This window comes from Streptomyces sp. NPDC043176 (assembly GCF_056436715.1).
On the sequence record NZ_JBWKCA010000009.1, the window covers coordinates 188014 to 200856 of the forward strand.

Annotated in this window: 12 protein-coding genes; 5 read left to right on the top strand and 7 right to left on the bottom strand. The window is 72.1% G+C overall.

The features are described 5' to 3' along the window. Nucleotides 1-76 precede the first annotated feature (76 nt). Genes AC067A_RS17475 through AC067A_RS17485 form a run of 3 tightly spaced genes read left to right on the top strand, consistent with a single transcriptional unit; the run spans nucleotide 77 to nucleotide 3123 of the window. Nucleotides 77-871: a DUF3050 domain-containing protein gene (locus AC067A_RS17475; protein WP_479243328.1), complete on the top strand. Its 795-nt coding sequence runs from the start codon at nucleotides 77-79 to the stop codon at nucleotides 869-871. 30 nt (nucleotides 872-901) lie between these two features. Then, complete coding sequence (locus AC067A_RS17480; protein ID WP_479243329.1) at nucleotides 902-1237, top strand: 4Fe-4S dicluster-binding protein; 336 nt, start codon at nucleotides 902-904, stop codon at nucleotides 1235-1237. Next, entirely contained in the window at nucleotides 1234-3123 is a 1890-nt protein-coding gene (locus AC067A_RS17485) for a hypothetical protein (RefSeq protein WP_479243330.1), read from the top strand. Before AC067A_RS17480 ends, AC067A_RS17485 begins: the two co-directional genes overlap by 4 nt. A gap of 74 nt (nucleotides 3124-3197) precedes the next feature. Here the strand turns inward: AC067A_RS17485 and AC067A_RS17490 are convergent, their stop codons facing one another. The 6 genes from AC067A_RS17490 to AC067A_RS17515 are packed head-to-tail and all read right to left on the bottom strand — an operon-like array spanning nucleotide 3198 to nucleotide 10217. Continuing rightward, nucleotides 3198-3938: an antibiotic biosynthesis monooxygenase family protein gene (locus AC067A_RS17490; protein ID WP_479243331.1), complete on the bottom strand. Its 741-nt coding sequence runs from the start codon at nucleotides 3936-3938 to the stop codon at nucleotides 3198-3200. 59 nt (nucleotides 3939-3997) lie between these two features. Then, nucleotides 3998-5482 (bottom strand): FAD-dependent monooxygenase, encoded by a 1485-nt coding sequence (locus AC067A_RS17495; RefSeq protein WP_479243332.1) that lies wholly within the window; start codon nucleotides 5480-5482, stop codon nucleotides 3998-4000. A 46-nt stretch (nucleotides 5483-5528) separates the two neighbouring features. Then, nucleotides 5529-6671 (bottom strand): FAD-dependent monooxygenase, encoded by a 1143-nt coding sequence (locus tag AC067A_RS17500; RefSeq protein ID WP_479243333.1) that lies wholly within the window; start codon nucleotides 6669-6671, stop codon nucleotides 5529-5531. Next, nucleotides 6668-7627 carry an aromatase/cyclase gene (locus tag AC067A_RS17505; protein ID WP_479243334.1) on the bottom strand — a complete coding sequence of 320 codons (960 nt, stop codon included), beginning with the start codon at nucleotides 7625-7627 and terminating at the stop codon, nucleotides 6668-6670. Before AC067A_RS17505 ends, AC067A_RS17500 begins: the two co-directional genes overlap by 4 nt. A gap of 29 nt (nucleotides 7628-7656) precedes the next feature. Further along, on the bottom strand, nucleotides 7657-9132 hold the full coding sequence (locus AC067A_RS17510) for an FAD-dependent monooxygenase (protein WP_479243335.1): 1476 nt from the start codon (nucleotides 9130-9132) through the stop codon (nucleotides 7657-7659). A 56-nt stretch (nucleotides 9133-9188) separates the two neighbouring features. Continuing rightward, on the bottom strand, nucleotides 9189-10217 hold the full coding sequence (locus AC067A_RS17515; protein ID WP_479243336.1) for a methyltransferase: 1029 nt from the start codon (nucleotides 10215-10217) through the stop codon (nucleotides 9189-9191). A 220-nt stretch (nucleotides 10218-10437) separates the two neighbouring features. Here AC067A_RS17515 and AC067A_RS17520 point away from each other — a divergent pair, with 220 nt between their 5' ends. Next, nucleotides 10438-11223 carry an SDR family NAD(P)-dependent oxidoreductase gene (locus tag AC067A_RS17520; protein ID WP_479243337.1) on the top strand — a complete coding sequence of 262 codons (786 nt, stop codon included), beginning with the start codon at nucleotides 10438-10440 and terminating at the stop codon, nucleotides 11221-11223. Between the two features lie 43 nt (nucleotides 11224-11266). Beyond that, nucleotides 11267-11884, top strand: a complete 618-nt coding sequence (locus AC067A_RS17525; protein WP_479243338.1) for a mycothiol-dependent nitroreductase Rv2466c family protein — start codon at nucleotides 11267-11269, stop codon at nucleotides 11882-11884. A gap of 20 nt (nucleotides 11885-11904) precedes the next feature. Here the strand turns inward: AC067A_RS17525 and AC067A_RS17530 are convergent, their stop codons facing one another. Further along, nucleotides 11905-12783, bottom strand: a complete 879-nt coding sequence (locus tag AC067A_RS17530; RefSeq protein WP_479243339.1) for an NmrA/HSCARG family protein — start codon at nucleotides 12781-12783, stop codon at nucleotides 11905-11907. Between the last annotated feature and the right edge of the window lie 60 nt (nucleotides 12784-12843).

The following is a 12843-nucleotide window of genomic DNA, read 5'->3' on the forward strand; positions in this document are numbered from 1 at the left end:
CCACGGACATCCCGCACGCCCTGCCCGCACGCCCGACATCCCGCCCCGATCCGATCCGATCCGAAGGAGAAACGCCATGTCGCGCTACGAATGGGATGGCACCCACCCGGCCATCGAGACCCTCAAGGGCGCCATCGAGCCGGCCCGCCTGAAGGTGCTGAGCCACCCGGTCTACCACCAGTTGGACTCGGTGGACGCGGTCGTCACCTTCATGGAGCACCACGTCTTCGCGGTGTGGGACTTCATGTCCCTGCTCAAGTCCCTCCAGCGGCGGCTGACGTGCGTCGAGGTGCCGTGGCTTCCGTCGGCCTCCACCGGCAGCCGCCGGCTCATCAACGACATCGTCCTCGTCGAGGAGAGCGACGAGCTCGGCGAAGGCTTCATCAGCCACTTCGAGCTGTACGTGGACGGCATGCGACAGGCGGGCGCCGACACCACGCGCATCGACGCCTTCATCGGCCTGCTGCGCGCGGGCCGCCCCGTCCCCGCCGCCCTCGACGAGGCGGGCGTGCCGCGCTCGGTCGCCGAATTCGTCGGAACCACCTGGGACTTCATCGACAACGCGCCGGTGCACTGCCAGGCCGCGGCGTTCGCGTTCGGCCGCGAGGACCTGATCCCGGACATGTTCGACCAGGTGGCCGCGCTGGACGCCGGCCACGGCACGCTGTCCACCTTCGTGGACTACCTCCGCCGCCACATCCAGGTGGACGCCGAGGAGCACACCCCGATGGCCATGCAGATGCTGGCCGACCTGTGCGGCGACGACGCCGCCAAGTGGGCCGACTGCGAGGACACCATCGACCGCGCGCTCGCGGCCCGGACCCGCCTGTGGGACGGGATCTCCGACGCGATCGCCGCGAACACCCGTTGAGGACAGCACTCTTGTGAGGGGAGCACATTCATGGCGAGGGTGAAGGAAACACCATCCGTCACCGGTACCGGACGCGCCGAGCGGATCGCTTCGCGGACCCGGGACGAGAACTGGAAGAAGGCTCCGCGTCGCATCGAGACGTCGGAGTGCATCACGTGCGACACGTGCCTGCGCAGCTGCCCGTCCGAGTTCGGGGCGATCTTCGACGACGGGCTCAACGTCGTCATCGTGCCCGAGCTCTGCTCCGGCTGCCCGGTGTGCGTGATGGTCTGCCCCGTCGACTGCATCTACGTGGACGAGGAGTGGACCGCGACCGAGGCCCGCATGTGGGAGCACATCGACCTGACCGCGGGGGGCACGGCATGACGTTCCCCACCGAGCGGGACGGCACGCTGCCCCGCCGGGCGGCGCTGGCGAAGGCGCGGCAGAGCCGCCGGCCGAGCCGGCTCGGCCGGCCGGCCGGGGCAGCGGACGAACCCGACTACAAGGTGCCGCGGGACGCCGGCTTCCCGGGGCTGCTGCGGCAGACCTGGCAGCGGGCGGTCGACGCCCCCGACCTGGCCACGTCCGTCGACACGCTGCTGACGCTCGCCGGGCACGTCCCGGCGGACATCCAGCTGCGGGCGCTGCCGGTGGCGGACGAGACCGCCCTGAAGGTGCTCGTCGGCCGGTCGTGGCGGGACGACGCCCGCACCACCGACCGGGCCGACGGCGCGGCGACCGCGTTCCTGGGCGAGATCGGCCTCGACCGGAGCGGCCGCCTGGTCGTCCGGGTCCCGTCGAAGGGCCCGCTGAGCGGCGAGACCGACCTGGTCGACGGCGTCCTGCGGGTCCCCTGGTCCGCCGAGGACCTCGCGGACTACCAGGTCGAGCTGGCCCTGGCCGAGGAACGCTGGCACGCGTCGGTGGCCGACTGCCGCCAGTACCTGCTCGCGGCGGGCTCCGAAGGCCGTCGCGGGCTGCTGGAGGACCTCACCGAGGCGGCGCTGCGGACCGCGCCGTTCATCCTGTACGCGGGTGAGCGGCAGTACACCAACTTCCGCGACCGGAACACGCTGACGGGCAAGACGCTGCGGCCGGGGCACCCCGACTGCGCGCTGAGCACGCTGGCGTCGGTGCCGCTGGAGCTGTGGTCGGACAGCGACGTGCTGCTCGTGGTCTGCCTCACGCTGCTGGTCCGCTCCTCCGGGTACGGACGGATCGAGGAGGCCAACGGGACGCAGCTCACGCTCGACCACGTGGCGCTCCTCTTCGAGCGGACGCGGACCGCGTACAACGCGGCCGACGCCTCCCTCCCCCCGGTGCCGGCCCCGGCCTCGCACGGGGTGGCGGCACTCGGCGAGCTGGCCGACGCGCTGGCCGCCCGCCGCCGCGAACTCATGGCGACCGGCACCGTCCGGCTCTACCGGGAGATCTACGGCCCGCTGATGCACAAGATCGAGCGGGTCGCCGGCCCCGTCAAGGACGACGCGGAGCAGCTGGAGGCCGCGCTGTGCGCCCGTCTGCGGGAGCGGCTGCCGCTCACCGGCGACACGCTGGCCGGGCTGGGCGCGGACCTGGAGGCGGCGCCCGGCTGGCTGGCCGAGCCGCACGGCGGCTTCGGCTCGGGCCTGGAGTCCCTGGTGTACGAGGCGGTGCGGGCGGCGACGGCGGTGTTCGACGCCGACTTCGCGATGAGCCGCGGGATGCGTTCGCTGCCGGCGCTGATCGAGGCGCTGCGCGCCGAGGAGTACCCGAAGATCGCCGCGTGGGAGATCCCGCACTTCTTCTGCTGCGTCGTGCCGTCGCCGGAGTCCCGGCGGCTGTTCGGCGGTTCCGCCTCGCACCTGGCGGACACCGCGTGGGCCATCTCCTCGCGGATGCAGTACAACTCGTGGCACTTCCTGGTGGGGAACCTGCCGAAGGTGCCGGAGATCGCGGCCCGCGACCACTTCGTGCCGCCGGCGATCCCGGACATCGCGTACTACTCCGACCAGCACCACAACGGCCACGTCGCGGCCAAGGTGCGCTTCACCGTCCGCAGTCCGCAGGCGGTGGAGGTGCTGGGCCGGCGGTTCAACGGGTTCATGGACCTGCGGCTGCTGCGCTGCGAGGGGCTGCCGTTCGACGAGCAGGACCTCCTGGCGGCGGACCGGGTGTCGGCGTTCATCGCGCGGGCGACGAGCCTGGCGGCCGCGCTGGTCGCCGGGGGCGCGCACATCGAGGTGGCGTCGTTCGACTCGCAGTGGCACTGGGACGAGATCGCCTCCTGAGCCGGAGAGCGCGGACACCACGTGGGGCCCCTGGCGAAAGCCAGGGGCCCCACGTGGTTGCGGCGTCCGGGAGGTCAGACCGTCGCCGGCTCGGCGGAACGGGTGTGGACGGCGCGGTAGCTGTTCCAGTCGATGCTGGTGATCAGGGAGTACTGCTTGCTCTGGAAGGCGCTCCGGGCGGCGGACCAGTCGGCCTCGGCCTGGTTGCGGTGGGCGTCGTAGGACGCCTTGTCGGCCCACTGGGAGTAGGCGATGACGAAGTCGTTGTCGGTGCCGACGGTCGCCAGGGTGCCCTCTCCGCCGTCCAGGTTGCGGGAGCGGATGCCGCGCAGGATGCTCTGCGAGCGGTAGCCGGGGACGTCCACGAGCCAGTCGTGGGCGGTGCCGAGGGCCTTGACCAGGGCGCCCTGCTGGGCCGGCTTCACGCCGAGGATCTCGACGACCGTGTAGTCGTCGCGCTCGGGCGAGACCTCGGTGACGTCACCGAGCTCGGGGTGGCGCTGGGTGAACTCCACCTCGTTCTGCATGAGGCGGACGTAGGTGGTGATCTCGCGGAAGACCGGGACGGTGTGGTGCTTGAACTCGCTGTCGTTGTAGCGGGACTCCAGGTCGTCCATGCCGCGCCACTGGATGAAGTTCAGGGTGCCGGGGTTCTGCTCGCCGCGGTGCACGGTGCTGGAGATCCAGCCGGGGTAGGCGGCGACGTCGACGATCTTCTTCATCTCCGTGACGAGCGTGTCCACGCGGTCGCGGGAGTCGGTCTTGAACAGGTTGAGGACGGTCAGGTGCCCGGCCTCGGGGCTGATGATCGGCATGGTCGCTCCTTGGGTAAAAGGTGGACGCCCCGCGGTGGCGGGGCGCCGGGGTGGCTGTCCTAGAGGTCGTCGCCGGGGGCGCCGAACCAGCGGTTCAGGGCGTCGGTGAGGCCGGCGGCCCCGTCGGTGGCGATCCACGCGGTGTAGCCGTCGGGGCGGACGAGGACCGCGTCGACGTCCGCGAGCGCGCCCTCGGGGCGGACGGCCGCGGTGACGGTGTCGACCCGGTCGCGCCACGGCCCGGCCGCGGCGGTCACGGCGGCGTCGCCGCTCAGGTCGAACAGGACGGCGCGTCCGCCGTGCAGGGACTTGTACGCGGTCGCCCCGCCCTCCGCGGCGTCGAGGGGGAAGTCCGGCAGGCGGCGGCCGAGCAGCGGGTGGTCGCCCGCGCCGGCGTCGTAGGTGATGTCGAGGCCGGTGACCATGCCGACGAGGTGCTTGCGGACGTCGTCGTACGCGAGGAGCTCGGCGAAGACGGCCCGCATCGGGTCCATCTCGGGGCCGCCGAGGTACAGGCTGCGCTGGGTGAGCGTGTTGGCCAGGATGCGGGCCGCGACGGTGTGGCGCTCGGTGTGGTACGTGTCGAGGAGGCCCTCGGGGGCGGTGCCCTTGATCTCCGCGGCGAGCTTCCAGCCGAGGTTGACGGCGTCGCCGAGGCCCGCGCTGATGCCCTGCGCGCCGATCGGCATGTGGGTGTGCGCCGCGTCGCCGGCGAGGAAGACCCGGCCCTTGCGGTACTGGGCGGCCTGGCGGCTGGAGTCGGTGAAGTAGCTGAGCCACACCGGCTTGCCGGTGCTGATGTCGTCGCCGGTGACCCGCTTGAAGGCGTCGGCGACCTGCTCGAAGGTGGGTGGCTCGGTGGTCGGGCGGACGCCGGCGCCGCGCTCGAAGACCACCACGCGCGTGGTGTTCGGGCCGACCGGGAGGACGACGACCATGCCCGCGTCGCCGAGCTCGCCGGTGGGGCGCAGCCGGACCTGGACGTCGGTGACGTCGGCCATCAGCATCTCGAGGGTGGCCTCGTGGCCGGGGAAGTCGATGCCGGCGAGCTTGCGGACCGCGCTGCGGCCGCCGTCGGCGCCCACCGCGTAGCGGGCGCGCAGGGTGCGCGGGCCGTCGGGGGTGTCGGCGGTGACCTCGACGCCGTCGGCGCCTTCGGTGAGCCCGGTGACCTCCCAGCCGCGGCGGACGTCGGCGCCGAGGCCGGTCGACCACTTGTTGATGATGGCCTCGGTGAGGGCCTGCGGCACGCCGCGGACGCCGAAGTTGCCGCCGGGTATGACGGTGTAGTCGAGCGGCATGCCGCCGAAGTGCCCGAACGGGATGACGCCCATGTCGCCGAAGGCGCCGAGGAGTCCGCGCTGGTCGAACTCCTCCATGGTGCGGGCCGAGAAGCCGAGTGCGCGCGACTGGCGCATCGGCTCGGTGAGCCGCTCGAGGACGATGGCGTCGATGCCCGCGAGGCGCAGTTCGCCCGCGAGCATGAGGCCGGTGGGGCCGGCTCCCACGATGATCACGTCAGTGTCGAAGTCGTGCGCTGTCACTGTCTTTCCCTGCCTTCCATGCGTGTCCGTACTTCCCGTGTGTTCTTCAGGTCCGGTGGTCGAGGTTGCTCGCCCTGGCGGTGAGGTGGGCGCGGACCCGGTCGAGGCCGATGAGTTCGGAGAGCACCGTGCGCAGCGGCTCGATCCCGGGGCCGTCGAGCATCAGCTGTTCCTGGGCGGCGACGTGCCGGAGCACCCGTGCGCCGACGGGGTGCCGGGTGTCGTGGTAGGGGTCGAGGGTCCGGGGCGCGGTGCGGTCGCGGACGGCCGCGGCGAGTCGGGGGCCCAGGTCGGCGGCGTCCTGGAGCCCGGTGTTGAGGGCCTGGCCGCCGACGGGCGGGTGCCAGTGCGCGGCGTCGCCGGCGAGGAGGACCCGGCCCTTGCGGTAGGTGTCGGCCTGGCCCTTGGCGTTGTCGAAGGCGTCGAGCCAGACGGGGGTGCCGTGGGAGACGTCCTCTCCGGTGACCCGTCGCCAGGCGTCCACGACCTCCTCGAAGGCGGGCGGTCCGGAGCGTGGGGTGGGCTCCGTGCCGAACGCGTGGACCATGAGGCGGGTGACGCCGTCGCGGGTGGCGGCGACCGCGAAGCCGCCGGTGAGCCGTTCGAACCGGCGGTCGCGGACGGTGAGTCCCGTGATGTCGGCCCGGAGGAGTTCCTTGGTCGCCGGTGTGGAGGTGGCGGGGATGCCGGCGAGGCGGCGGACGGTGCTGTGGGAGCCGTCGCAGCCCACCACGTAGTCGGCGCGGAGGGTCAGCGGCCCGTCGGGGCCCTGGATCCCGCAGCGGACGTGGTCCTCCTCCTCGGTGAGTGCGGTGAGTTCGTGTGCGCGGAGCACGGTGGCGCCGAGCTCGGCCGCGCGTTCGCCGAGGGCGGCCTCGGTGCGGTACTGCGGGACCTTCCAGTTGCCCGCGTACGCGCTGTCGACGGGGGTGAGCGCGAACCCGAGCCCGCCGAAGTGGGTGCGCGGCTCGTGCGCGGCCCCGGCGAGCAGCGCGTCGAAGCCGCGCTCGTGGAGCAGTTCGGCGGTGCGGGTGCTGAGCTGGCTCGCCCGGGACTCGGTCATCGGACGGGCCAGCCGCTCCACCACGACGGTCTCGACCCGGGCCCGCCTCAGCTCGCAGGCCAGCAGGAGCCCGACGGGGCCCGCGCCGACGACGACGACCCGCGCGTCCGCCCGGGACGGGCTCACTGTGCCGTGCGCCCGCCGCCGACGCCCTCGGCGTACGCCTTGGCGAGGCGCAGGGTGGCGAGGCTGTTGCCGCTCAGGGCGTTCTGGACGTACTCCCGGGCGGTCCGGACGGTGACGCCCTCGCCGAGCACCGTGGTGATGTTGTCGGTGTTGATCCGCACGGTGTGGCGCGAGGTCACGCTGACGCCGCCGCCGGGGCGGTCCTCGATGAGCCAGCGGCCGGTGTGCAGGGTCATGAGGGCGGGCAGGACGATCTGCTTGTACACGATGGTCGTGGCGCTCTTGCAGACGCGGACGGACCGGGTGGTGTGGGTGGATCCGTCCTTGGTGCGGGTGTCCATCTCCAGGATCTGGAGGCCGGGTTCGTCCTCGTCGAGGGTGACCCGGGCGACGTGCGGGAGCCGCTCGCGCCAGAACTGGGCGTCGTTGAGGAACTCGTAGACGTCCTTGCCGCTGCCCTCCACGGTCACGGTGTCGTCGAAGGTGAGGAGGTCGTCGGGGCCGGCGGCCTCGGCGCTCGCCTTCAGGGCCTGGAGCTCGGAGGCGCTGTTGCGGTCGACGGCCTGGCTGATCCAGTCGAGGTCGGCCGGGTCGTCGGTGGCGGCGTGGAAGTCGTGCAGCAGCCGGACCCGGCAGGAGTCCGCGGTGACGGGTTCGACGATCCAGGCGCCGCCCATGGCGCCGACGGGGTGCTGCGAGCGCTCCTGGCGGAAGGTCACGCTCTTGTTCGCGGCGTCGTGGACGCGGCGGGAGGTCCAGGTCTTGGCGGTGCCGTTGGCGGTGGCCCAGAGCTGGATCAGCTCGTCGTCGCCGTCCCGCTCGACGACCTCGGCGTGGACGGTCGGGGGGAAGGTCTCCGGCCACCTGGTGACGTCCGCGATCAGTGCGTACACCAGTTCGGCGGGGGCGGAGACGTTGATCTCGTGTTCCGTTTCACGTACCGCGTTCTCGGTCACGTTTCTTCTCCTCTCGGTAGACGGGGCCGCTAGCCGGCGTCGCCGAACCAGTGGTGCAGGGCGTCCTGGAGGTCGCCGCCGTCGGGGGCGGTCCAGGCGATGTATCCATCGGGGCGGACGAGGACCGACTCGGTCGGGGCGTCGCCCTCCTCGGGACCCGCGGGGAAGCTCTTCACCCGGACCACGTCGACCCGGTCGGACCAGCCGGCGGCGGTCCCGGCGGCCGCGCCGGTGGGGTCGGCGGTGATGAGGACGCCGCGGGCGGTGTGCAGCAGCCGGGCGGTCCGGTCGTGGCCGCCGTCGGCGAGCTCCAGGTCGCGGTCGGCGAGGCGGGTGCCGAGCAGCGGGTGCCCTGCGCCGCCCTCCGCGCCGATGGCGTACCGGATGTCGAAGCCGCTGACCATGCCGGACAGGTGCCGGGCCACCGGCCGGAGCGCGATGAGCTCGGCCATGACGGCCCGCATCGGCTCGACCGACTTGCCGGTGAGGTTGAGCGTCCCCTGGGCGAGGGTGTTGCGCAGGAGCCGGGCCCCGACCGGGTGGCGTTCGGCGTGGTACGTGTCGAGCAGGCCCTCGGGGGCGGTGCCCCGGACGGTCGCTGCCAGCTTCCAGCCGAGGTTGAAGGCGTCCTGCACGCCGACGCTCAGCCCCTGCCCGCCGGCAGGCAGGTGGATGTGCGCGGCGTCGCCGGCGAGGAGCACCCGGCCGCGCCGGTACTCGGTGGCCTGGCGGGTGGCGTCGGTGAAGGCGCTGACCCAGCGGGTCTCGCCGTGGTGGATGGAGTCGCCGGTCAGCCGCTGCCAGGCGTCCGCGACCTGGGGGAAGGTCACCTCGCGGCCGCGGTCGGGGGACGCCCCGTTCTCGCAGACGATGATCCGGGTGTAGCCCTCTTCGAGCGGCGCGGCCATCACCATGCCGTTGGGCCGCAGTTCGCCGATCATGCGGGGCTTGATGTCGCAGCCGCGGACGTCGGCGAGGTACATCTCGCGGGTGGCGTCGGAGCCGGCGAACTCGAAGCCCGCCTGGCGCCGGACGGTGCTCCGTCCGCCGTCGCAGCCCACCAGGTAGCGGGCGGAGTGCTCCTCGAAGCCCTCCGGTCCGCGGACGGTGACGGTGACGCCGTCCTCGTCCTCGGTGAAGCCGGTGAACTCGTAGCCGCGGCGCAGGTCCGCACCGAGCTCGACGGCCCGGTTCTCGAGCATCTCCTCGATCTTGTACTGGGGCGCGCCGCGCACGCCGAAGTGCGAGCCTTCGAGCACCCCGTAGTCGATCGGGATGCCGCCGAAGTGGCCCTGTCGGGTGACCTCGATGTTCTCCAGGCGTTCGAGGATCCCGCGCTGGTGGAACATCTCGGTGGCGCGCGCGGTGAAGCCGATGCCGCGCGACTCCCAGCTCCGCTCCCCCCGCTGCTCGAAGACGACGACATCGGCGCCGCCTAGGCGGAGTTCGGCCGCGAGCGTCAGTCCCGCGGGCCCCGCACCGATCACGATCACATCGGTTTCCATGTTTTCCTGTCCTGAGCCTCGGCCTCTGCGATGGGGGAAGGGGGCGGTGCGCGGAATCAGACCGCGATCGCCTCGATGATGGAGATCGGCGCGCTGGTGGGGACGGCGCGGGTGACCTGGAAGCCGGCCTTGGCGAAGAGCTCGGTGTACTCGGCGAGCGTGCGGTCCTGGGCACCGAGCATCAGCATCAGCCAGAGGTCGATGGTGTGTCCGAGGTGGTTCTCGTTGTTCTCGGGGAGCACGTACTCGATGACGAGCAGCTTGCCGCCGGGGGCGATCGCCTCGCGCGCGTTGCGCAGGGCGGTCACGGCGTCCTCCTCGGAGAAGTCGTGGATGATGTGCTTGAAGACGTAGGCGTCGGCGCCCGACGGCAGCTTGTCGAGGTATCCGCCGTGCTCGATGGTGAAGCGGTCGGCGACACCGGCCTCCTCGAAGAGCGACTGCGAGTCGACGGTGGCGACCTCGGAGTCGTACAGCACGCCCTTGACGTCCGGGGCCTGCTGGAGGATGCCCGCGAGGAGGTTGCCGCGGCCGGCGATGACGTCGACGACGGTGGAGAACTGGGTGAAGTCGTAGGCGTCCAGGATCGGGCCGGTCTCCGAGAGGGAGAGGCCGCCGAAGGCCTGGAAGAAGACGTTCGCGTACTCGGGGGTGGCGTGGAAGAAGTCGAGCGCGCCCATGCCGCGCAGCTTCGGAAGGTTGGGCTCGCCGGTCTCGACGGTGGCGGCGAGGTGGCCCCACTCCTCGTGCAGGAGCGGGTGGCTCATCAGGACGGCGAAGCCGCGCATCGAGTCCGGGGCGTCCTCGCGGAGCTTGTCGGAGAGCGGGGTGTTCTCGTAGCGGCCGTCCGGGCCGGCCGCGAAGACGCCGTGGCCGGCGAGCGCGCGCAGGATGCGGTGGGTCGCCTTGGCGTCGGCGCCGACGCGTCCGGCGATGTCGGCGGCGGACAGCGGCCCGTCGGCGAGGACGTCCGCGACACCGAGCTTGGCCGCGACGGAAATGGCCTGGGTAATGACGGCACCCTGGATCAGGTTGAGCAGGGCATACGAGTCGGACTGGTCGCGGACCTCGGTCTTTTCGGACATGACTTTCCTTCCGGAGCGCCTTTTTCGTGGATTTCCCGACGATAGGTCGGCGCTTCTCGGACCCGCAACCAGACACTTTTGAAATTGTTGACTCGAACGTTCAACCGGCGAATCTGTGCGGTTGAACGGCGAGGAACCTCCACTGCTCCTCGACCGGGATTCCGGCCCTCCTTGTCAGATTGTCACGGCCCCACATACATCCCGAGAAGGAGCAGGCGGAATGGCCGACAACGGACAGCAGGTAGCGCTGATCACCGGCGGAACGAGCGGCATCGGCCTGGCCGTCGCCGAGAACCTCGCGAGCCAGGGGCACAAGGTCTTCCTCTGCGCGCGCAGCGAGGAGAACGTCCAGGAGACGGTCGCCAAGCTCCGCGCGGCCGGTCACGACGCCGACGGCCTGGCCGCCGACGTGCGCAAGCCCGCCGACGTCGAGCGCCTCGTCGACGAGGTCGTCGAGCGGTACGGCCGGATCGACATCCTGGTCAACAACGCCGGCCGCAGCGGCGGCGGCGAGACCGCGGAGATCGCGGACGAGCTCTGGTACGACGTCATCGACACCAACCTGAACAGCGTCTTCCTGATGACGCGCGCGGTCCTGAAGAAGGGGGACCCGGTCGGGCGCGGCTGGGGTCGCATCGTCAACATCGCCTCCACGGGCGGTAAGCAGGGTGTCGTCCTGGGCGCCCCCTACTCGGCGTCCAAGCACGGTGTCATCGGCTTCACCAAGGCGCTCGGCCTGGAGCTCGCGAAGACCGGCGTCACCGTCAACGCCGTCTGCCCCGGCTACGTGGAGACCCCGATGGCGCAGCGCGTGCGGCAGGGATACGCGGCGCACTTCGAGACCTCCGAGGCGGAGATCCTGGAGCGCTTCGAGGCGAAGATCCCGCTGGGCCGCTACTCCACCGCCGAGGAGGTGGCCGGCCTCGTCTCGTACCTCGTCTCCGACGCGGCGGCCCCCGTCACCGCGCAGGCCATGAACGTCTGCGGCGGCCTCGGCAACTACTGACCGAGCCGACGGACACGAGCACGGACACACCGAGGAGCCGACGTTGCCGCACCCCACCCCGACCCCGGTCGACTTCTGGTTCGACCCGACCTGCCCCTGGGCGTGGCTGACCTCCCGCTGGATCCACGAGGTCGCGCGGCACCGGCCCCTCGACGTGCGCTGGCACATCATGAGCCTGACCGTGCTCAACGAGGGGCGCCCCGACCTGCCCGAGCGCTGGCACCGGGACCTGGCCCTGCGCATGGAGCCGGTCAGGGTCCTGGCCGCGGCCGAGAAGGAGTACGGCTCCGAGGTGCTCGGCCCGCTGTACACCGAGCTCGGCACCCGGTTCCACCTCGGGAAGGCACCCAAGGAGCGGGCCACCTACGAGGCGGCGCTGGCCGCCGCGGGCCTCGACCCGGCCCTCGCCGAAGCGGCCGGGTCCGACGCGTACGACGCCGCGGTGCGGGCCTCGCACCAGGACGGCATCGGCCGCGTCGGCACCGATGTGGGGACCCCCGTCGTCGCGGTGGGGGACGTGGCGTTCTTCGGCCCCGTGGTGACCCCGACTCCGCGCGGCGAGGCCGCCGTGCGGCTCTGGGACGGGGTGCTCGCGGTGGCGGGGACCGACGGGTTCTTCGAGCTCAAGCGCACCCGTACCCGCGATCCGATCTTCTCCTGAGAGCTCCGCGAGCCATGTCGTCAGCGTCGGGCCCCCGCGAGGGGGGCGGTCCAGTTCTCGCTCAGCCATGCCTCCAGGGAGACGAGGTTCGGCCTGATCCGGCGCAGTTCCGGCAGGTCGGCGTGGTAGCCGTCGCGCTCGAACCAGTCGAACATGTTGGCCAGGTCCTCGCGGTGGGCGCGCAGCGGCTCGATGGGCAGCTGCCGGTAGCGGGTCGGCACCCCGGACGCGGCCTCGAACGCGGCCGCCATCTGCGGTCCCGTCAGGGACTCGCCGGCGATCTCGACCACCCGGCCGAGCCAGGCCTCCGGGTGCTCGAAGGCCTCCGCGGCGAAGACGCCGATGTCGCTGGTGGCGATGAGCTGCACGGACGTGTCCGGGTCCAGCCACATGGACAGGACCAGCTCGCCCTCGACCGGGCGCGGGGCGATGTCGAGGAGGATGTCGTGGAACATGACGGGCCGCAGCACCGTCGTCGGCAGGTCGAGCGTCCGCAGGTACTCCTCCACCTCCAGCTTGCTCTCGAAGTGCGGGACCCGGGTGTCCCGGTCCGCGCCGCCGACCGAGCTGTAGACGAAGTGCCGCACCCCGGCCAGGACCGCCGCGTCCGCGACCGCCTTGCCCTGCCGGACCTCCGCCTCGCACCCGCCGGGGCCGCGGAAGGTCTGGACGCTGAACACGCCGTCGACGCCCTCCATCGCGGCGGCCAGCGACGCCGGGTCGTCCAGGTCGCCCCGGACGAGGACCGCGCCCGCCTCCGCCAGGGCCCGCGCCTCCTCCTTGCCCGGGTCGCGGACCAGGGCGCGCACGCCGGCGCCGCGCCGCAGCAGTTCGCGGGCCACCGCCCCGCCCTGCCGGCCCGTACCGCCGAGCACCAGGATCGTTCCTTCAACCGCCACTGTCTTCCTCCGTGTGAGTCGCCCGCCGGGCGCCCGCCCGCCGTGACGTTCCGATGTGGT

Coding starts and splice junctions, on each gene's coding strand:
- AC067A_RS17475 (WP_479243328.1), top strand. CDS start 77: ATGTCGCGCTACGAATGGGATGGCACCCACCCGGCCATCGAGACCCTC.
- AC067A_RS17480 (WP_479243329.1), top strand. CDS start 902: ATGGCGAGGGTGAAGGAAACACCATCCGTCACCGGTACCGGACGCGCC.
- AC067A_RS17485 (WP_479243330.1), top strand. CDS start 1,234: ATGACGTTCCCCACCGAGCGGGACGGCACGCTGCCCCGCCGGGCGGCG.
- AC067A_RS17490 (WP_479243331.1), bottom strand. CDS start 3,938: ATGCCGATCATCAGCCCCGAGGCCGGGCACCTGACCGTCCTCAACCTG.
- AC067A_RS17510 (WP_479243335.1), bottom strand. CDS start 9,132: ATGGAAACCGATGTGATCGTGATCGGTGCGGGGCCCGCGGGACTGACG.
- AC067A_RS17515 (WP_479243336.1), bottom strand. CDS start 10,217: ATGTCCGAAAAGACCGAGGTCCGCGACCAGTCCGACTCGTATGCCCTG.
- AC067A_RS17520 (WP_479243337.1), top strand. CDS start 10,438: ATGGCCGACAACGGACAGCAGGTAGCGCTGATCACCGGCGGAACGAGC.